General features: G+C 43.0%; 23 protein-coding genes. 9 read left to right on the forward strand and 14 right to left on the reverse strand.

Features of this window, described 5'->3' with window-relative positions; all coding sequences use genetic code 11:
* Window positions 1-5 precede the first annotated feature (5 nt).
* Window positions 6-395 (reverse strand): DUF4345 domain-containing protein, encoded by a 390-nt coding sequence (locus OCV36_RS10920; RefSeq protein ID WP_016768515.1) that lies wholly within the window; start codon window positions 393-395, stop codon window positions 6-8.
* A gap of 137 nt (window positions 396-532) precedes the next feature.
* On the opposite strand from OCV36_RS10920, the gene OCV36_RS10925 reads away from it, so the two are divergent.
* Together OCV36_RS10925 and OCV36_RS10930 are read left to right on the forward strand one after the other, a co-directional pair.
* Complete coding sequence (locus tag OCV36_RS10925; RefSeq protein ID WP_017073531.1) at window positions 533-1300, forward strand: hypothetical protein; 768 nt, start codon at window positions 533-535, stop codon at window positions 1298-1300.
* A gap of 365 nt (window positions 1301-1665) precedes the next feature.
* Entirely contained in the window at window positions 1666-2256 is a 591-nt protein-coding gene (locus OCV36_RS10930; protein ID WP_135458946.1) for a hypothetical protein, read from the forward strand.
* Between the two features lie 103 nt (window positions 2257-2359).
* On the opposite strand, the gene OCV36_RS10935 is transcribed toward OCV36_RS10930, so the two are convergent.
* The 3 genes from OCV36_RS10935 to OCV36_RS10945 form a co-directional block, all read right to left on the reverse strand.
* Window positions 2360-2764: a globin family protein gene (locus tag OCV36_RS10935; RefSeq protein ID WP_010439685.1), complete on the reverse strand. Its 405-nt coding sequence runs from the start codon at window positions 2762-2764 to the stop codon at window positions 2360-2362.
* 120 nt (window positions 2765-2884) lie between these two features.
* Window positions 2885-3265, reverse strand: a complete 381-nt coding sequence (locus OCV36_RS10940; RefSeq protein WP_135458948.1) for a VOC family protein — start codon at window positions 3263-3265, stop codon at window positions 2885-2887.
* Window positions 3266-3343: 78 nt separating this feature from the next.
* Window positions 3344-4228, reverse strand: a complete 885-nt coding sequence (locus OCV36_RS10945) for a LysR substrate-binding domain-containing protein (protein ID WP_135458950.1) — start codon at window positions 4226-4228, stop codon at window positions 3344-3346.
* A 102-nt stretch (window positions 4229-4330) separates the two neighbouring features.
* On the opposite strand from OCV36_RS10945, the gene OCV36_RS10950 reads away from it, so the two are divergent.
* Both OCV36_RS10950 and OCV36_RS10955 read left to right on the forward strand, forming a co-directional pair.
* Window positions 4331-5671, forward strand: coding sequence for a 6-phospho-beta-glucosidase (locus tag OCV36_RS10950; protein WP_135458952.1), 1341 nt, complete (start codon window positions 4331-4333; stop codon window positions 5669-5671).
* Between the two features lie 76 nt (window positions 5672-5747).
* On the forward strand, window positions 5748-6512 hold the full coding sequence (locus OCV36_RS10955; RefSeq protein ID WP_135458954.1) for a carbohydrate deacetylase: 765 nt from the start codon (window positions 5748-5750) through the stop codon (window positions 6510-6512).
* Between the two features lie 17 nt (window positions 6513-6529).
* On the opposite strand, the gene soxR is transcribed toward OCV36_RS10955, so the two are convergent.
* Both soxR and OCV36_RS10965 read right to left on the reverse strand, forming a co-directional pair.
* On the reverse strand, window positions 6530-6970 hold the full coding sequence (gene soxR, locus OCV36_RS10960) for a redox-sensitive transcriptional activator SoxR (protein WP_017073537.1): 441 nt from the start codon (window positions 6968-6970) through the stop codon (window positions 6530-6532).
* 258 nt (window positions 6971-7228) lie between these two features.
* A complete protein-coding gene (locus OCV36_RS10965) occupies window positions 7229-7786 on the reverse strand; it encodes a DUF1439 domain-containing protein (RefSeq protein WP_135458956.1) in 558 nt (185 codons plus the stop codon).
* A 162-nt stretch (window positions 7787-7948) separates the two neighbouring features.
* Here OCV36_RS10965 and OCV36_RS10970 point away from each other — a divergent pair, with 162 nt between their 5' ends.
* The 4 genes from OCV36_RS10970 (at window position 7949) to OCV36_RS10985 (ending at window position 11027) form a co-directional block, all read left to right on the forward strand.
* A complete protein-coding gene (locus OCV36_RS10970; RefSeq protein ID WP_135458958.1) occupies window positions 7949-8335 on the forward strand; it encodes a thiol-disulfide oxidoreductase DCC family protein in 387 nt (128 codons plus the stop codon).
* A gap of 234 nt (window positions 8336-8569) precedes the next feature.
* Window positions 8570-9892, forward strand: a complete 1323-nt coding sequence (locus tag OCV36_RS10975) for an ABC1 kinase family protein (protein ID WP_135458960.1) — start codon at window positions 8570-8572, stop codon at window positions 9890-9892.
* Between the two features lie 125 nt (window positions 9893-10017).
* A complete protein-coding gene (locus OCV36_RS10980; RefSeq protein WP_135458962.1) occupies window positions 10018-10563 on the forward strand; it encodes a glutathione peroxidase in 546 nt (181 codons plus the stop codon).
* Window positions 10560-11027, forward strand: a complete 468-nt coding sequence (locus tag OCV36_RS10985; protein ID WP_135458964.1) for a DUF3429 domain-containing protein — start codon at window positions 10560-10562, stop codon at window positions 11025-11027. Before OCV36_RS10980 ends, OCV36_RS10985 begins: the two co-directional genes overlap by 4 nt.
* 56 nt (window positions 11028-11083) lie before the next feature.
* Here the strand turns inward: OCV36_RS10985 and OCV36_RS10990 are convergent, their stop codons facing one another.
* From OCV36_RS10990 to OCV36_RS11020, 7 genes are all read right to left on the reverse strand, one after another.
* Window positions 11084-11518, reverse strand: coding sequence for a GNAT family N-acetyltransferase (locus tag OCV36_RS10990; protein ID WP_135458966.1), 435 nt, complete (start codon window positions 11516-11518; stop codon window positions 11084-11086).
* Between the two features lie 38 nt (window positions 11519-11556).
* Window positions 11557-12333, reverse strand: a complete 777-nt coding sequence (locus OCV36_RS10995; protein ID WP_135458968.1) for a phosphotransferase family protein — start codon at window positions 12331-12333, stop codon at window positions 11557-11559.
* Between the two features lie 63 nt (window positions 12334-12396).
* Window positions 12397-13407 carry a phosphotransferase enzyme family protein gene (locus tag OCV36_RS11000; protein ID WP_245300944.1) on the reverse strand — a complete coding sequence of 337 codons (1011 nt, stop codon included), beginning with the start codon at window positions 13405-13407 and terminating at the stop codon, window positions 12397-12399.
* A gap of 3 nt (window positions 13408-13410) precedes the next feature.
* Window positions 13411-14025 carry a LysE family translocator gene (locus tag OCV36_RS11005; RefSeq protein ID WP_135458970.1) on the reverse strand — a complete coding sequence of 205 codons (615 nt, stop codon included), beginning with the start codon at window positions 14023-14025 and terminating at the stop codon, window positions 13411-13413.
* 130 nt (window positions 14026-14155) lie between these two features.
* Window positions 14156-14473 carry a hypothetical protein gene (locus OCV36_RS11010; RefSeq protein WP_135458972.1) on the reverse strand — a complete coding sequence of 106 codons (318 nt, stop codon included), beginning with the start codon at window positions 14471-14473 and terminating at the stop codon, window positions 14156-14158.
* A 139-nt stretch (window positions 14474-14612) separates the two neighbouring features.
* On the reverse strand, window positions 14613-16049 hold the full coding sequence (locus OCV36_RS11015) for a lipopolysaccharide biosynthesis protein (RefSeq protein WP_065205632.1): 1437 nt from the start codon (window positions 16047-16049) through the stop codon (window positions 14613-14615).
* 16 nt (window positions 16050-16065) lie between these two features.
* Window positions 16066-16992 carry a glycosyltransferase family 2 protein gene (locus tag OCV36_RS11020; RefSeq protein ID WP_016785722.1) on the reverse strand — a complete coding sequence of 309 codons (927 nt, stop codon included), beginning with the start codon at window positions 16990-16992 and terminating at the stop codon, window positions 16066-16068.
* A gap of 261 nt (window positions 16993-17253) precedes the next feature.
* Between OCV36_RS11020 and OCV36_RS11025 the strand changes: the two genes are divergently transcribed.
* The gene (locus OCV36_RS11025; RefSeq protein WP_016785723.1) at window positions 17254-18399 is read left to right on the forward strand and encodes a glycosyltransferase; all 1146 of its coding nucleotides are present in this window, start codon (window positions 17254-17256) and stop codon (window positions 18397-18399) included.
* A 187-nt stretch (window positions 18400-18586) separates the two neighbouring features.
* On the opposite strand, the gene OCV36_RS11030 is transcribed toward OCV36_RS11025, so the two are convergent.
* Entirely contained in the window at window positions 18587-19360 is a 774-nt protein-coding gene (locus OCV36_RS11030) for a ribonuclease H1 domain-containing protein (protein ID WP_135458974.1), read from the reverse strand.
* Between the last annotated feature and the right edge of the window lie 3 nt (window positions 19361-19363).

The following is a 19363-nucleotide window of genomic DNA, read 5'->3' on the forward strand; positions in this document are numbered from 1 at the left end:
TGTCCTTATATTGTTTCAGATTGTTCTTTGTGAATCATTTTTATTCCGACCAAACCAAAGCCAAGCTCTAAAATTAGATAGACAAAAAGCAGCCAGTGCGGCATTCCATCTAAGACTAAACTAATCACTCGGCCTGCAGCCAAACCCAACATAAAAACCACCAAACTATAAAGCGCTGGCAGTCGATACTTTTTTATCAATGCGCCACTAACCCAAAATAAAGCCAGTGCTAAATACAGCCCCATCACGGCTCGAAAAATATGAGTCACGTTGATAGAACTAGCATCAATTCCGAAAAGATAATCCATAGAAATAACGGGGGCGTAGCCGTAAGACAACGCAATAGGCGTTAAGCCTAAAACCGCTACCAACAAGAAAACACTTTGTAGCTTCATATTCCCACTCTTTAAATTTGGCTCTTTTTAAAAAACATAGTCTACAATCAGCAATATACAAGTTGCATATATAGAAAATGGCTAATTAATACATACATTTATAGTGTGCACTCTTCAAACCAGATAAGGATATCAATATGGCTAAATGGCATTACCTAATCGCATCAGTGTTGGCTGCGAGTTCAACCGTAAATGCACAAGAAGCAAGTTCACAATCGGACACGAAAAAGTGGCAACACAGCATAGAAATTTATGCGCTTGCTTTAAATATTCGTGGTGATAGTACGATTGGAAAAATATCCACAGATGTCGATGTTGATCCTGCGTTCATCATGGATCATATCGATATGGGTGCAATGCTGCGCTTAGAGGGCATTTATGACAATCAGTGGGGTTACTATTTCGACTACAGCTACATGAAACTAAGTGGCAAATCTGACTCAGTAATCGGCAATGCGGGAATCCTTAACGGTAAGCTCGATATAAGGCAGGGGGTTTTAGAAGCGAAAGGCTTTAAACGCTATCAATACGATATCGGCATGATTGATTATATGGTGGGTATACGTTGGTGGGACAATGATATTGACTCAAGGCTTTATAAAAACGATGGTACAACAATCAACTCTCGGTCTTTAAATGAAGACTGGATCGATTACCTTGTTGGTATTCGCTGGACCAAAGAACTCAGTAAAGATTGGACAGTGCACACCAGCTTAGATATCGGCCTTGGTGCTGACACCGATTTTACTAGCTCTATACTAACCGGCGCTCGCTATCAAATTAACGACTGGTCGGATTTAAATCTGGCGTATAAATCCACTTGGGTTGATTACGAGAATAAAGGTACCTTTGAATACGATACCGCTTCACAAGGCTTCCTTGTTGGGTGGGCTGCTCACTTTTAAAACACTTATCACACACTGATAGAACACTATTGAAGTCGCATTTGATTTAAAGAATTTAATTTAGATTAAAGTGTGTATTCCAACGGTACTAAGCTCTAGCGATGGATCAATTGCTAGAGCTTAAAATCAATGCAATAAAAACGAGCAAAGCAAACCAAAAAACCATTAATAATCAATTACTAGATATCATTATCAAAACATTCAACACATCTAAAAAAATCTAATATTTAGACTCTAATAACAAAACCGCCCTCTTTACCTTTTTAATCTTTCTTTAATCCGTCACATCTTATTTGAACAGTGTTTTTTATTTTTAAAATGTCGCTAGAATCCTCTCCCGAAATTTACGAACCTTAGAGAATAAAATGAAAAAATTAGTCTTAGCGGCGCTTACGATTGCATCAGTTACGGGCATTACGTCAACTTCAGCGATTGCAGCAAATGAAATGTATGTTTTGGGCGGTGTTGGTATGGATAGTGGTGATGTCGGTGGTCAGTTCACACTGGGCAGCCAGATCGCACAAAGTAACTGGTATGTAGAATCAACATTGTTTATTACCAGCGTCGATGACAAAGACAGTTACGTTGATTACAGCAACAACGAGACAGTACAACGAAAGCAAGAGTTCGACACCTTAACGCTCTCATTGACGCCTGTGTACAAACACAGTTTCAGTGAAAATTTTGCTATTTTGGGCAAGTTTGGTGCTTTCTATTCACACTCAGATACAAAGTTGGTGTATAGCTCTAGCAAAGGAAATGAAGTTCATAAAGGTTCTCATAGTAATTTTGGCTTAACTTACGGTATCGGCGCAGAGTACAAGTCATCAAAACCATTGTTTGGCAACTCCAAGCTGTTGACTCGTGTAGGGTTTGATGGATATGAGATCGGCAGTGAAAGCAGTTGGTATACCAAGGACTCAGTTTGGGGTGTACAAGCCGGCTTTACCTTTTAAGCCAACATATTCATTACCCTGAATAAAAACCATTTAGGGCAATGAATTAAAAGCCATCATTTTAAAAATAAGATAAACCTCGTGTTGTTATGCGAAGCTTATCTTATTTTTCAACACACTCTTTTTTCATGATCGTTAGACCAGCATCCAGCGTTTCTGCCCAAGCTCGTTCTACGTTCTCATCATAATGAGGATCGTACTTTTTAACCGTATTGAGCAGCGAATTAAACCATTCGTTTAATTCAATTTCTGAAATGTCCAACCCCAAATCTTTGTGCCTTTTCCCCAGTTTCTTGACCGAGTTCCGCACACTTGGCAGACCAGAGGAATTATAAATAAGAATGATCGAGGCCTTAAGCATCTTAGTTTGCTGCTCTAACCCTATCTTTTCAAAACGTTCTGAAAACCTTGGGTTATGCTCGCAGAAGTCTGCCAGAAAGCTTTCCAAGAATTCTTGATCAATCCGGCAACGCTCAAAGCTTTCATAAAACAGTTCATTCGGTTTCATCTAGCAAGTCCTTTGCAATAGTCAGCCAGTCTTTAAAATAACGTGTTAGTTCAGAGCATCATAAACTAACCCTGAACAATCAATATGACTTAATTATACGCCACTGTGGCATAAAGTTAACTATGACATAAAGTGAGTTGCACAAATCTTGTTTCCATCAGGGTCTCGCAAGTAAGCCATGTACAAGCGACGCTCGTCAGAACCTCTCGCTCCGGGGCCACCTTCAATGCTAGTACCACCATTTTCGACGCCGATGCGATGCCATTCATCCACCATTTCTGGTGAACTCGCCAAGAATCCTACCGTCATACCATTGCCATAAGTCGCTGGCTGACCATCAATCGGTTTGGTTAAACCTAGTACACCCGTTTTGCTCACGTAAACACAACGCCCTTTAGGATCGATTGAGCCTTCGTTGTAACCAAGCATCTTCATAATTGGATCATAGAACGACTTCGCACGTTCAATATCTTCGGTTCCGAGAAAAACATGGCTGAACATAACTCACCTCTTTTTATTGAAAGAAAGAACCACCCAAACTAGACCTTAAATTCGCTTTTGTCTAGGCATGCTATTCTGTCATAACTGCTGCTTAACCCATTGAGTAAACACTTGAAACTTAGTCCGTTGCTCCATCCCTTTCGGACATACAAGATCGTAACCTTTACCCGACTCAATACTCATAAAAGGAGCAACCAACCCACCCTGTTCAATTTGAGTTGTCGCAAACTCGAGTCTTCCTAGTGCTACACCCATCGATAACCTTGCCGCGTCCATCGCTATACGGTTGTCACTGTAGTAATCACACTTTAGAGTACAATCAACCTCACTTTGAGCCGCTTCCAACCAACGCTGCCAAGCCGTCACGTCTCCACTATGAATAAACTGCACACTATCCAATTGTTGCAAGCCCTTCTCAAGATTGAACCTCTTCGCATATTCAGGACTGCATACAGGCATTCTAATTCCTGAAAATAGTCGCTCACTATAATGATTCGGATAGTGACCCTCGCTGTAGAAAATTGCCACGTCATAAGGTTCAAACTGAAAGTCAGATTGGTTCTGTTTGGTTTGTAATTTGATGCTTAGATTCGGATACAAGCGTCTGAATTCTGGCAAGCGTGGCATTAACCACGAGGAAGCAAAATAAGGCGATGTCGCGATGTACAACTCCCCACTTAGCTCTCCAGTTTGAATGTCCATCAGTTCAGAGAAAATAGATTCGAATGAGACACTCAGCATCGAGAGAACGCGTTGTCCTTCTGGGGTCAATTCTAGCTTTCTCGTTTTACGCACAAATAGATTAAATTTAAGCTGCTGCTCAAGTTTCTTGATGCGATGACTGACTCCACCTTGAGTCAGAAATAGTTCATCGGCGGCAAGGGTGAAGCTTAAATGTTTAGCCGCCACACTGAAGGTGTGCAGCAACGACAATGTTTGTTGGCGATTTTCAAACAGCCCCATAGATTAACCTCACTAATTCATAAATCATCAATACTGGTTTGTAGACGTACTTACTCATCATATAGATTAAACCATGTAATCTACATAATAATGGTGAGTCAAATGAAGCAAGCACAAAAACTCAAAGTTGCGGTCATTGGTGGTGGATCAAGTTACACCCCTGAGCTGATCGAAGGCTTACTAAAACGCTATCACGAATTACCTATTTCTGACCTTTGGCTTGTCGATATCGAAGAAGGTATGGAAAAAGCTCAAGTGATTGCAGATTTGACGCAGCGAATGATTAGAAAAGCGAACTGTGACATCACAGTGCACCTCACGACAGACCGAAAAGCAGCGCTTGTGGACGCGAATTTTGTCTGTTCTCAATTTAGGGCTGGTCGAATAGAAGCAAGGCTACGTGATGAAAGAATTGCATTAAAGTATCGCATGATAGGGCAAGAAACTAACGGATTGGGTGGTTTCTCTAATGCTTGTCGAACCATACCAATTGCATTAAAGATCGCCAAAGAGATGGAAGCACTTTGCCCCAATGCGTGGCTGCTCAACTTTACCAATCCATCAGGTATGGTTACCGAGGCCTTGATTAAGCACTCAACCATCAAGACGGTCGGCTTGTGCAATATCCCCGTGAACATGGAGCGCGGAGCAGCAAAAATGCTTGGCGCTGTACGCGAAGACATCACCATGCAAATCGCAGGTTTGAATCACCTAGTGTGGGCCCGAAAAGTACTTCATAACGGCGAAGACAAGCTCCAAGAAGTGATAGACCAACTCCTCGGAGGCAATGACCAAATGATGCCTAAAAACATCCCACCCTTTGAATGGGATGCCGAGTTGATTCGCTCATTGAACCTGGTGCCGTGCGCTTACCTACGTTACTACTACCAATCACGAGATATTCTAGACAAAGAATTTGCGGCGTCTGAAAAGAGCGAAAATCGCGCCGACTTGGTTGCAAAAGTTGAACAACAATTGCTCGAAATCTACAGAGACCCGATGCTGGATACCAAACCGAAATTATTAGAAGAACGAGGTGGGGCCCATTATTCTGAAGCAGCTTGTGAACTAATGAGCAGTATTCACAACAACAAGCGTTCTATCATGCACGTTAACACTCGCAATAATGGGGCGATTCAAGGGCTTCCTGATGACTGCGCGGTAGAAGTCAGCTCAGTTATTACTAACAGCGCGATCCTTCCATTGAATGTCGAACCTTTTGATAGCGATACGTTACGCCTAATCCAACAAATGAAAGAGTTTGAAACCTTAACAGTGAAGGCCGCGATGACGGGGGATATTGCATTAGCTAAACGCGCTTTGATCCTTAATCCTATTGTTGATAGCGGCTCACACATTGATGAGGCGTTATTAGAAACAATTCGAGAGAACCTAGACTTCATGCCTGCGTTTGCTCATCGATCAACACAAAGTGAGCAGTAACCTTATGTACATTAACTCAGTCGAAATTAGATTAATTCAAGTTGTTCACAATCCATTTTAGTCACCAGAGGTCACGATGAAACTAATACTGAACGCCGATGATTTCGGCCTCACTGAAACGGTAAATCATGGCATTGTTGAGTGCTTCAAAGCAGGCGTAGTAAAGTCAACCACCATCATGATGAACCAACCTGGAACCCAACACGCCATTGAGCTTTATCACCAAGGTTTGGTTCCGGAAGTAGGCTTGCACTTTACGGTCACCGCAGGCAAACCACTGACGCCACCAGAGCAGGTTCCGAGCTTAGTCGACGAACACGGCCACTTCTTTTGCAACGTCACCCTATTCGATAAATCAGATGTGAATGAAGATGAGGTGATGCTCGAGCTCAACGCGCAATATCAAGCGGCTATCAATGCAGGTTTAAAGATCAACCATATCGATAGCCATCATTTTGGGGGCGTATTTAAACCTCTCAAAGCGGCGTTTACTCGATCAGCTAATACGATTGGCCTGCCTGTAAGACGCATCGACAACATTGTGAACGGGCAAGATTCTCTCTTAGTACCGACACCTAGCGCTTTTGACATGCGCTTTTTTGATGACGGGGTCTCTCTTAGCAACTTGCAAGATATTCTGTTGAGCTACCAAACTGCCACGCCTAACGCTACTGTCGAGTTGATGTGCCACCCATCACTTAGTGTTGATGAAGAGCTAAAATTACTATCAAGCTACAGTGATAAACGCGTCGAAGAGTATCAGCTTCTCACTAGCCCAGAGCTAAAACAGTGGCTAGCTGACCATCAGATTGAGTGCATTGGATTCGACGATCTCAAATAGGGAACCTTAAGTCAGGGCTACTCAACGATCCGTTGTGCGCCCTGCCCTTGATCATGCAAAATATCTTCAGGGTTCAACAAGTGGCATTTCTGCATACTCAAACATCCGCAACCGATACAGCCGGTTAGGTTTTCTTGTAGCGATTTAATCTGCGCCATTTTGCTGTCGAGTTGTCCTTGCCACTTCTTCGCAACTCGCTCCCAATCTCGCTTAGTCGCGGTATGGTTCATAGGTAAGGTAGATAACTCTTCGGTAATCTCTTCCAGCGTGAAACCTATCGACTGCGCCACTTGTATCAATGCTATTCGTCTCAACATCGCCGACTGATAACGGCGTTGATTTCCGTTAGTACGAATCGAAGCAATCAACCCTTTGGTTTCATAAAAGCGCAATGCCGAAGGAGCCACACCGCTGCGCTCCGATAATTGCCCTATCGTCAAATATACGATGTTTCTCATTGTTACCCTGTCCATGGTGATCACAAATAAATGAAGTTCACTTTAACTTCATCATAACCACAGCTTACCGTCTTCACCAATTAAGAATTGGCAGAACTTTGAATGCGAACATCAACTATTTGAGCTGTCATTATTTTGAATGGTAACGATCTGATTTTAATAAAGTGATTGGCAATAAAGTGAGGTGATAATTAACTAGGGTCATAAAAAATGGCTACCCGAAAGATAGCCATAATACAGATTCGAATTTAAAACGAATTAGTCAAACAACTCAATAACTAGCTTATTGTCTTTAATCACCAGATTGGGTTCAGATGACTTAATCAACGACTCTTGCACTTTATTGTTGTCCAGTTTGTATACCGGAGACTGAGACAATGCAAAGCCGATCATCGATACGGCGGGTTTGAGTAATTTCGCTATTTCAGGAGAAAGCTGCTTTCCCTTCTCCTCAAAGCGCTCTAGTCGCAGTGACTTTAAATACACCTCGCCACTTTCTTTGTCGTATTCAGGGACTGCGCTGAATTCGATGTCCAAATCCAACCCCATATTAGGCATGTTGAACACCTGAACTTTTGCATTGGTATTCGCCAGTACAGAAACACGCTCGGCATCAGCTCGACCAATTTTTACCGCTAAGTCATCGACAGCAACTTGCGCATACATAACGTTTTGTACACCCACTTCCTGCTCTAACATCACCGAATCTTGAAGGTAGTTCGTCATTTCTTGCTCAGTCACGCTGTAGCTAACACAACCACTTAGCGTCAGGGCAGTCATAGCTATAATGAAACGGTTCATTAACTTTGTTGTCATTGGAGATAGGCTCTTAATTTGTAAATGCATGGAACGGATGTTACCTCTAGATGATACTGTAAAATAGTTCTCATAATGACAGTGTCGGATAACTGGGCAGAATGATCCACCTAATTGGTGATGTCGTATAGATTGGTATTGACGAAAAGGGTAAGGAAAACAATGACTGCATTAACGATATTTTACGATGGGACATGTCCATTGTGCGCAAAAGAGATGGCGGCACTTGCCAAGCATGATACCGAGAATAAGATTCAAACCATCGATATCTACAGTGAAGCGTTTTCAAACTACCCGCAGATAGATGCTGACGCAGCCAATACCATTTTGCATGCTTTAGACGAGAACGGAAAACTGTTGTTGGGTTTAGACGTGACCTACCAAGCGTGGCGCTTAGTAGGAAAAGGTTGGCTATATGCTCCATTGCGCTGGGCGATATTCAAGCCAGTGGCAGATTGGTGTTATTTACGATTTGCCAAGAACCGATATAAAGTCTCGTTCTGGTTAACCGGAAAGTCGCGCTGCAATGGAAGCAGCTGCACTAAATAGCTGTACTAAATTGCATTGGAATTAAGATATACCGCTGGCGACTTTGTAATAAACAATGCCAAACAGGGCTGCGAATACCAATACAGTGACGGCCACTTTCAACCAAATAAACTTCATGTTTTGTCCTTATTATTTTGTTTACTACTCCACAGACAAGTTAGCACAACAAAACATTGGGTTGTGTAATGATTGATAGAACTTTGTAGTGAACCTTGATTCCCAGAGAGAACCTTTATGTCGGCAAAAGAGAGAAACCTTCCTACACATCGTATTTCAAGATTCAGCAAGTTTGCCTCACTGGCAACAAGAGTCGCGGGCAATGTGATAACGGAAGGTACCAAGCAACTCGCACAAGGCAACAGGCCCAAAGCAAAAGACTTATTACTCACCCCGCAGAACATTGCACGCCTGACTGATCAACTCGCCCACCTGCGCGGTGCTGCCATGAAGCTTGGGCAGATGTTATCAATGGACGCGGGCGATGTCCTCGAACCGGAACTCGCCGACATTCTTTCTCGCCTGCGCTCAGACGCCGACCCACTACCAACAAAGCAGCTCAACCAAGTGTTAGAAAGCTCACTCGGCATCAACTGGAAAGCCGAATTCCTTTCCTTCAACTTTAAACCTATCGCCAGTGCGTCCATCGGGCAAGTTCACCAAGCCTACAGTGATGCGGGAGACAAACTTGCCATCAAAGTCCAATATCCAGGCATTCGAAAAAGCATCGACAGTGATGTGGACAACGTAGGTACATTGCTTAACATCGTTGGTTTAATACCCAAGTCTGTCGATTACAAAAGCTTATTAGAAGAAGCAAAGAAACAGCTCCATGATGAAGCAGATTATGCTCGCGAAGCTGACTACGCGACTCGTTACTATCATGCACTGAAAGAACACGCTCACTTCGTTGTACCTAAGATTCACCCTCAAATGTCTTCAGAGTCAGTGCTCGCGATGGACTTCATTGAAGGCGTCTCGATAGAGAAAATAGAAGGTTACGATCAAAGTACTCGTAATTTTGTCATGCGCAGCTTGCTCGGACTCATGTTCAGAGAATTGTTCGACTTTAAGATGGTGCAGACCGACCCCAACTTCGCCAACTACCTTTACGTTGAAAACACGCGCCAGATTGGGCTGTTAGATTTTGGAGCAACCCGTGAATACAGCGACCGCTTCAGTGATGGCTATCGCTTGGCTTTTACCTCTGTGATTAATCACGATGAACAAGGCCTCAACAAAGCGCTAGAGCAGATTGGGTTCTTTAGCGAGACGATTCTCCCCGATCAGCGCCAAGCCATTCTCAACTTAGTGACAATGGCGTGTGAACCTATGTTGGTCGACGAAGAGTACGATTTTAAAGCCAGTGGACTCGCTCAAAAGCTACGCGAAGCCGGAACTATACTCAGCATGGAACAAGAGTATTGGCACACGCCACCAGCAGACGCCCTATTCTTACACCGTAAAATCGGTGGCATGTATCTGTTAGCCGCTCGCCTTGACGCAAGGGTGAACATAAGTCGTTTGGTCGCTCCGTATCTCATCAGCGATGACACTTGATTTGTTCATAAATAGTGACGATTAGTGATTAGTGATTAGTGATTAGTGATTAGTGATTAGCAGAGTGATCATTTCCTGCTGCGCAAGAGTACTAACAGTTACGCCAACTAAAATGAGCCAAACCTATGAAACCTTCACTGCTTTGCTCCACCGCCCTGATTACAAGCCTAACGAGCTCTATCGCTTTTGCAGCAAGTTGCCCTGAGATACTCAACGGCAAGCAACGTTTGTTAAATTCGAACGAAGAGATAGAGCTGTGTGAAGAGTTTCAAGGCAAAACCCTTTTGGTCGTGAACACAGCCAGCCAATGTGGCTTCACACCACAATTTAAACAGCTAGAGCAACTGCATCAAACCTATAAAGATCAAGGCTTCACGGTTGTCGGATTTCCAAGCAATGATTTCCGCCAAGACAAAGGAAGCGAAGAGAAATCAGCTAAAGTCTGTTATCTCGACTACGGTGTTACCTTCCCTATGATGGCGAGAGCCACATTATCTGGCAGTAGCGCCAATCCTGTGTTTGCAGAAATACAGCAGCAAGCAGGTGTCACACCCAAGTGGAACTTCTACAAATTCTTGATCAATAAAGAAGGTAAAGTGGTAGCAACCTTCCCTAGCTCGACATCACCAGTAAGTGCGACACTCAAAAATGCAATTGAGCAGCAGTTATGAGATCTGAATACATGGCGACAACTCAAACCCGCAACACCATGGCCAAGCTAGGTTACATGGGGCTAATCCCGTTTCTATTTGGCCTATTACTGTCTCTGACCGAAAGCCAATTCCTAGGCCTCAGCGGCGAGACGCTCTTCATCACCTACAGTGTGGTTATCTTGAGTTTTTTGTCGGGTATCTTGTGGGGCAATGGGATAGAGAACTTCGAAAGCCAATCGAGCAACAAGGCTCTGGTTCTAAGTAACGTGATTGTGTTAGTCGCGTGGGTAGCGGTGCTACTTGGGGAACAAAAAGAGTTTCTCACCACCCTGATTCTTATCATCGGCTATATTGCGGTTTGGCGGGCGGAAAGGTCGATGAGAGAAGAAAACCAAAGCGAAGGCCCGGATGGCTACTTTGATATGAGAACTCGGCTAACTTCTAGCGTGGTGTTGATGCACGGTATCGTGATGTTGACCTAGGTCTGTGAACCTTTAATTAAGGTGTGCGCCTTTGAATAAACAACGTTAGCAAGAAACTAGACGATGAGCTGCATCACAAACCTTGGCTCATCATCGCCAAAATAGTTCGACTCTTCTTTGATAGTGACAAAACCCATAGACACATAAAGCGCACAAGCCGACGCATTATTTGGATCAACGGTAAGCAACACCTTGGATTCTTTAGGCAGCGTTGTGATCGCCTGATCCATCAACGAACGTCCCACTCCCATACCTCGAAATTGACCATCAACGGCCAGTGACAAAATCCAATATTCTTGTGGCTTGTCTGTTGGTGTCATCAACACATAACCCGCAACTTGCGAATCCTGTTTCGCCACCAGCAAGCCCTTCCCCCAGCAATCAAAGGCCTGACGGAAGAAAAACTGCGGATAGGCGTGGTCGCCAAACAAAGCACGTTCAAGCTGGTAGATATCAGCCAGTTCTTGTTTTTCCGCACAGACAATATTCATAGATAGACCTTTATAGATTAACTACAACCGCCCTTCAGCTACAATCTGCCTTCAACTGAAGCCAGCCAAGTTGGCAATTGCTCTCTAAACCAATTGATGTATTTCGAAGCTTCAGGGTTGTTACGCGTGACTAATATATTCGTGACTTCGACTACGATCCAGCTTTTCGCGATGATCAATTGCTTTATTAAATCTTCACGAGGAATCAAGGTGTTATGGCAAAGGTACTGATCAACAATGCGCTCATAATCAGACAAGGAACCCATTCGCGAAACGAGTGGTGCCAAATCTATCGCGGGGCTACCAAAACCAAAACGCTCCCAATCAAATAGGACCAACTGTCCATTATCTCTTCTCCCCCAATTGCCCTCGTTCGCATCACCAGAAACCAAAGTTTGATGCTTAAAAAGATCGCTACTCAATTGCTGAATGCACAGCAAACCGTCTTGGGTTACTTGAGGTAATTTCAGAGATGCTAAAGCAGTACTCGTATCACTCGCTGTCCAACAATGCTCTTTGACTTTAAAACTAGGCACATATTGAGATTGATGAATACAAGAGAGTTGCTGATACACATCAGCCGTGGCTTGAAGTTCGGGTAAGTTCAAAGAACGAGGAATGTATTCGATAAATAGGTTATCGCCTTCAACAGCCAGTAACTCAGGGCTATGCACACCAAATAGTTGTTTTGCAGCACATTGGTAAAAGGAAATCTCTACGCCACCAGCACCTTGCTTTCGAATACAAGGTTCACCATTACACTCTCCCAATGAAACTCGAGCAGACCCCATTTTAGATAGATCTTTGGTGCTCATTGAGTGTCCTCGCATAATAAAGTGAAACAAATAACGTATAGGGCTAGCTATCTAAAAACAGACTTATTTAAAAAGTGCAGACTCAATTAATGACCATTGCTGTTCAAAAGGTTCAAATTCCTTATGAGGAATGAATTTTTGAGCGGCTAAGTTCTGTTTCACGTACACCTCTTCTAAAGCCCATATGTGGTGGTCAGCAAAAATACCCCATGCACGAGCACCATCGATAAAACTATCTCGTGTAAGCTCGTTAATAGATAAGTACCCGTTAATGAATTCGACCGACTTCTTAACCTCCATATCAAACATATACATGCAAGCACGAGCAATTTCATAGGCTGGTGGCATATATTGAATCAAGTCCCAATCAATAATTCCACTCACCCTTGAGCGTTCGTCAAAGAAGAGATTAAAGTGGTGGTAATCCCCATGAATGAGTGCTCTTTCTGTCTTAGTCTCGTAAGAGTGAATGCTTTGACCGCTAGATAAAAAGTGACGTTTCTGTTTAGCTCTTTGCAATGCCCAGTCGTTCTCGGTGCCTTGCTCACTTTTCGATTCAATAAGGTAAATGATCTTATCAAGACGCTGTAACCATACCTCTCGATTCCATGACAGTTGGACAACTGGAAACGCCTCATTTGAAAACTTAGTTCGAGGACAATGACTCAACTGTTGATGGAGCTTCGCGAGGGTAATACCAGCTTCATATGCGTGATTGGTCGTCAAAGCATGTTTATCGATCAACGAGCCGTGAGCCTCCGGAAATAACGCATAGTATTCAGATCCAAACTTAACAAAGCTTTTACCATCAGAGGTAAGACATGGCTTAACGATACTTAAGATTTTCTGAGATAAGAATAGCAACAATTCATGCTCATTCTTTATACGGTTAACATCGCTAGTCCGGTACTTTCGTAAAAATAAAGCGGGTGTAGACCCAACCTTATAGACAGAATTAGTTGCACCGAAAGTAACCTCCGCTAATGAAACATCAGTTTCGTATTTTAGCCAATGAGAAAGAACGTCTGTTCGTATCATATTGCTATAGTCTTTTTTACCTTTTGAAATCTTCATTAGCTACTGTCGGCTGATCAGTAGATTCGCACCAGATAGAGCAAGAAACACCGAGCAGGCTTTATTGAAGCGCTTGGCCATTTGAGGTTTTGAAAACCAATTTCGTAGATATAAGCCAAAAGCGGCATAGATAGAAATCGCGAGCATTTCTAATACTAAGAATGTGCTTCCGAGGATGAAGAATTGCGTGTTTACATTAGCGGTGACATCGACAAATTGAGGAAGGAATGCAGTAAAAATGAGTATCGCTTTTGGATTGCCCGCCGCGAGCGCGAACTCTTGCTTAACAAGACCAAACCAATCCTTATTTCGTTCAATATCCGCGACTGGGCTAGTTTGTGAGCGCCATAAGTTAAACGCAATCCACAATAAATACATGGCGCCAAACAGCTTGATGAGAAAGAACAAGGTTTCAGAAGTATAAAGCACAACGGCTAAGCCCGATGCAGCTAACGCGATCATGCCAGAAAAGGCAGCAATTCTTCCTAACCCAGCAACTAAAGCAGCTTGAAATCCATAACAGCGAGCGTTGTTCATCGACAATAGATTATTTGGGCCCGGCGTCATGTTGAGCGCAAAACAGGCAGGGATAAACAGCAGTAACTTCCATATTTCCATTGGGTGCTTCCTAGTTACAATATGCCAAGGTTATTGAATCGTTTAACGCAATATTACCTTTTATAACAGCATTTGAAATCTTTTATAGTAACACTTGAAAGCTGTGCCAATACTCTGCCACCCCCTTGAATTAGTTTTCGAAGAATTGCTCGTATTCTGGAGTCGACAGGTTTTCCGCAACCCCAATCTCGCCGACGATATAAATCGCACTCGCGAGAGTTTCTAACGTTTGATTCGGCTCGCGTTCAGGTACGTCGCCAACAACCGGAACAGATTTAGGTTCAGAGACAGAATTACAAACAACACTTTCACATACGATGTTTTGTTGTTCCAACGAGATGGCTTCTGGTACATCAAAGCCTCCTGCTGATAAATCAGAGTTAGAAAGGTCTAAAGCACCGTAAGAGAAGGTCGAAAACAGAGCTGAAAGTACAATCCACTTATTCATAATTCTTTCCATAGTTAATATTCATCAAACTTATAAATACTATCTAATCATAAACATTATGAACAGTGTTTTATTTAAAATTTCTAAGACTTTTGATTCACTGACTTAGAAACATTCGAGTTCTGAATAGGAGGTAATATCAACTTACCTGTGAATGTTTGTTTGACGTGAACCTATCAAGTACCGCCTGAGGGATCATGATGACCGAGTATTTAATAAAGGCCACAAGCGTCATCACTGCCACAAAGCTTCCTAAAATAAAGTCATGAACATCAACGAGCACCAATCCGAGCAATCGATCACAAGTGACCGCAACTACCGCAATACTGAGCGCTACAATCCACTTACTGTGCTGATAGGGTAACGGCTCCATTGTTTGACTAACGAAATATAAAAGTAGTAATCGCAATATGTAAGTGCCACAGAGAACAACAATAACACCCCACACGCCATAAATGGGCGTTACGGTGACATAACCAATAGCGGCTAAGATCGCGCATCCGCCTTGAATCCACATTTGTGATTGACTTGAGTTTCCACTGAAACAGCCAAGATTCAAATAGTCACCTGCGTTCTTGATAACACTAATGGCAAGTAATGCGACAACAATCGTACCCGCATATTGATAGCTACTAGGCAAAATTAGAGCGATAAAACCTGGAACAGTTAGAATCATCAAAGCACCCAATACGATGGCAAAATTAACGCCGACTAAGGCTTTATCAGCACAATGTTTACTGCCGCCTGTTTGTTGAAGAATGGCGACACGGTTTGGGAACCACCAAAGTGCATAGGGTTGTAATAACAATCCAAGAATCAACGCAAATTTACCACTGACTGCATAAATCGCCAGCTCTTCGACTCCAACGAAACTTGCCATGACCCAACGATCTAAACCCGTGATCATGTACATTGATGCCCCCCCGACCAAAGCGGGTAACCCAAACTTCAAGATCTTAGTGGAGTATTTAAAACAACCAAATGTTCCCATCTCTTGCCATTGATAGCGGACTAAACAGATCATTAGCAGCACACTAGAGACTGCAGCCGAAATCAACACACCATCAATACCATATCCGGCCTCAAGCAACGCAAAAGTCATGAAGGCTTGAACACCCGCTTTCAATACATTAAGCAGGCAGAATCGCTTCGCCATCGCGTTCATTCGCATTAGGGTAAGAGGAATAGAGATTGCCCCATCAAGCATCGTAGGAATAAGCAGTAGTAAAATTTGGTAGGGTTGAAATTCGACGGGCAACATTAAGAGTAACAACGGCATACTGAGCGCAATTAATAGCCCTCCTAGTACACACACCAAAACACTTAACGTAAAACAGTTCGAGATGAGTTCCCGTTTTTCATCGCCATCAGCCACGCCCACATAACGGTACATTGCCTCAACGATACCAAAGCTAAACAATATCGTTCCAATATCGGCTAACAAAACAATCGCTTCTAGAGAACCGTATTCTGCTAGCGTCATTTTGTGAGTAATGTAAGGAATCATCACTAGTGATATTCCTTTCATCATCACAATACCAATGGCGTAATAGGCTGACTGTTTTAAAGACCCCATAGCAATCACCTGTTCCTTACCATGCGGGTGTTAGGAAACTCTTACAGTCACCGATTAGGTGTCGTAACGTTCGCTTTTGAGGGGCCATAACCAAAGATCGAAAGCTATAAGCAACCGCCTGTTTGTTGTGGTGTAGACTTCGATAATAGTCAGCGTAGCCTTCTAGTATTCTCGCCTTTGCGATTTTAAAGCTAGAAGAAGGCAGGTTCCAACGTTCACTGCCATTTTGGTAACGCTGAAGAATAGTCTCTATAGACTGCAAATTCCTCAATTTGAAGCTTTCAGTTTGAGTGACAGAACTCGACCTCATTAAATAACCAACCTGCACTGAATTCAGCACACCAATCTGATGATTCTCACTGAGTCGAAGCCACAACTCCCAATCTTCCCCATACTTTATATCAGCATTAAAACTGTCTGTTTGAGAGAACACATCAGCTCTAACCATCACTGTCGATGTACCAATCACGTTGTTTTCAATAATGAACTCTAGTGGCTTTTCAATATTGAAGAACAACTCATCTTTCTCTTGGAACTGTGACCAATAGCTAAAGCAGTCAATAATCACTTGGTAGTCTTCAGTGAGATGTTCGTAATTGGTAAAACTCATCGCCAACTCAGGGTTTCGTTGATGGAACTCGATCTGTCGCTCGATTTTCTCTGGATACCAGAAATCGTCGGCATCTAAAAAAGCGATGAATTCACCGGTCGCCTTTTCGATCCCTAGGTTTCTGGCTTGAGGTGCACCTACACCCAGAGTCGCTATTTTAACTATACGTTCGTCGTGTATGGATGCGAGATAAGTTGATGTTCCATCATTGCTGTTATCGTCAATAATGATTAATTCGATATCTTGATGAGTCTGTTTGAGTACGCTGCCGATTGCCTTCGGAAGATAGTCCAAACAATTATAAGTAGGAATAACAATACTAACTTTAGCCATAGTGACGCTCTCGAATTTATACGTTGTACAGCTACTTCTGCATATCCTGTGCCGAGCATTCCTCACTATTAAACTGGCTTTATATCAGCAGCCTACGTGCTTGTTCGCAAAATGACGACCAAGCGCTGCCTGCAGAAATACTCAAATCTCCAATTTGAATGCCATTTTGAGAAAACCATTAAGAAGCGCCGAAAAAATACTCTTTCATCTTGGTTCGTATCTTGCTTAATCCATTTTAGTGGCCAGTAAAAGGAGCAAAAAATGAAAAAAGTAGCATTTATAGCGCCTACCTACCCTGTACTGAGCGAGACATTCATTCAGACAGAAGTCGACTCCGTGAAAGCGTGTGGGCATCAGGTATGCGTAATGGCATTCGAAGTAGAAGAAAGTGAAAAAGCTTTCGACTATGACATCGTGAAAATTGGCAAGGATGTTCGGGCGGGCAAGATAACTAGCATCAACTGGGTGGGTGTTGTCAAAGCGCTTTCGTTTGTATCTAAGCAGACTAGCATGCCGAAGAAGTCACTTTTCGCTTATGGATTTAAGTTGGCTTTACAACTCGCAGAAAAAGACGTTAACCATGTCCATGCTCACTTCTGCCAACACACCACTGCCCACGCTATTGTCGCCGCTAAGCTTCTCAACATCACTTGCTCGTTTGTCGCCCATGGCCATGATGTTTACGAATTCGCTTACGATATTGAACATAAGATTACATCGAGCGATTTTGTGGTCGCGGTCTGTAAAGACATGCTCACCGACTTTAATCACATGGCAAAAGGTAATATTAAGCTCCTGCATTGCGGTGTAAATACCAAGCAATTTCAACTACACCCAAAGACCGAAACCAAGCAGCTTCGCTTTGTTTTCCTTGGAAGATTAGTTGAACAAAAAGGTATCCACTTTCTCATTGATGCCTTAGCACCCATAGCTGAGCCTCTCGACATTCATCTCGATATCGTCGGTACTGGAGATCTAGAGTCCCAGTTAAAAGCGCAAGTCGAACAACAAGGGCTAACTCGAAATGTCAGCTTTCTTGGTTCAAAGCCTCATGGGTGGGTAAAAGAGCACTTACCGAGCTACGATTGTTTAGTCGCTCCTTTCTGCTTTTCAGAAACAGGTTGTGTCGATACTGGACCGTTAGTACTAAAAGAAGCCATGGCAGTCGGGACTCCCGTGATTACAACCAACATAATGGGCTGTAAGGAAATTGTCACATCTGACACCGGATTTTTAGTGAATGAAAAAAACGTCGAAGAGTTAAGAGAAAGCATAGAGCGTTTTGCGCAATTAAGTAGCGAGGACAAAACAGAAATGGGGATGATGGCAAGAACCCGAGTAGAGAAGCGATTTAACTCTCTTAAACAAGCTCAACAACTGTCTCATTGGATAGAAAACCCAGTTTAAGACTATCTAAAAACACGCAGATAGATGTGAAATGAATTAGAAACTAAAAATTAGAAGAGAAAGACACAAACCATAGCGTTACATTGATGCGCACTGTAACGCTTAATATGGTATGAGTTTGGATAAAACTCGCCCTACGCTGGGCTAGACTTGCTTCCGTGATTAAAAAACAGCTCGCCGAGCTTTCTTAACCCGCTCGCAACGCTAATATCTCAGTAAGATCGTCTGTCTCTGTATATCGATTCAGATCTTGTTCTTTAGAAGCAATCGCAACGATAGACATTCGATCTGCAAGTTCATTACCTTCAATACCAACGTGACCGTTAACATGGTGGATAGTGATTTGAGAAGCGAGCTCTTGGTACATCGCATAAGCTGGCTTGATGATATCGAGGTTTTTGATTTCACCACCCGACTTCGTCCAACCTTTTTTCTCCCAACCCGTTACCCACTTAGTAATACAGTCAATCGAGTATTTTGAATCACTATAAATTGCAACAGACAAGCCGGCTTGCAGTTTCTCTTTTGCAATTATAAATGCTTGCTTCAAACCTTGTAGCTCTGCGGTATTGTTAGTACCCATTGGTTGGTAAAGACCATACCACAACTCAGTTAAATCGTTGTTCAGGTACACCGCTAAACCTGTACCGGCTTCACCTGGGTTTGGCTCACAACCGCCATCAGTAAAGATCTTGATATCAAAAGGCATATCAGTGATTTGTTGTTGAGAGAGAGGCGGAACCTTCGCTTTAGTCGCCTTACCCGCAGAGCTTGGCTTTGTAGCCGAAGAACCTGACGCAGACGACGTTTTACCACCGAAAGCAGATTCAGCCTCGCCTAATGTTGGAAACGATTTGTATCGCGCGCCAGCAAAACCATCAACTTGCGATTTACACTCATTCCAAGTGGTAAAAATACCCGGTGTACGACCTTTCCAAACCACATAATATTTCTTAGCCAAACT

The organism is Vibrio echinoideorum (assembly GCF_024347455.1).
Lineage (GTDB): Bacteria > Pseudomonadota > Gammaproteobacteria > Enterobacterales > Vibrionaceae > Vibrio > Vibrio echinoideorum.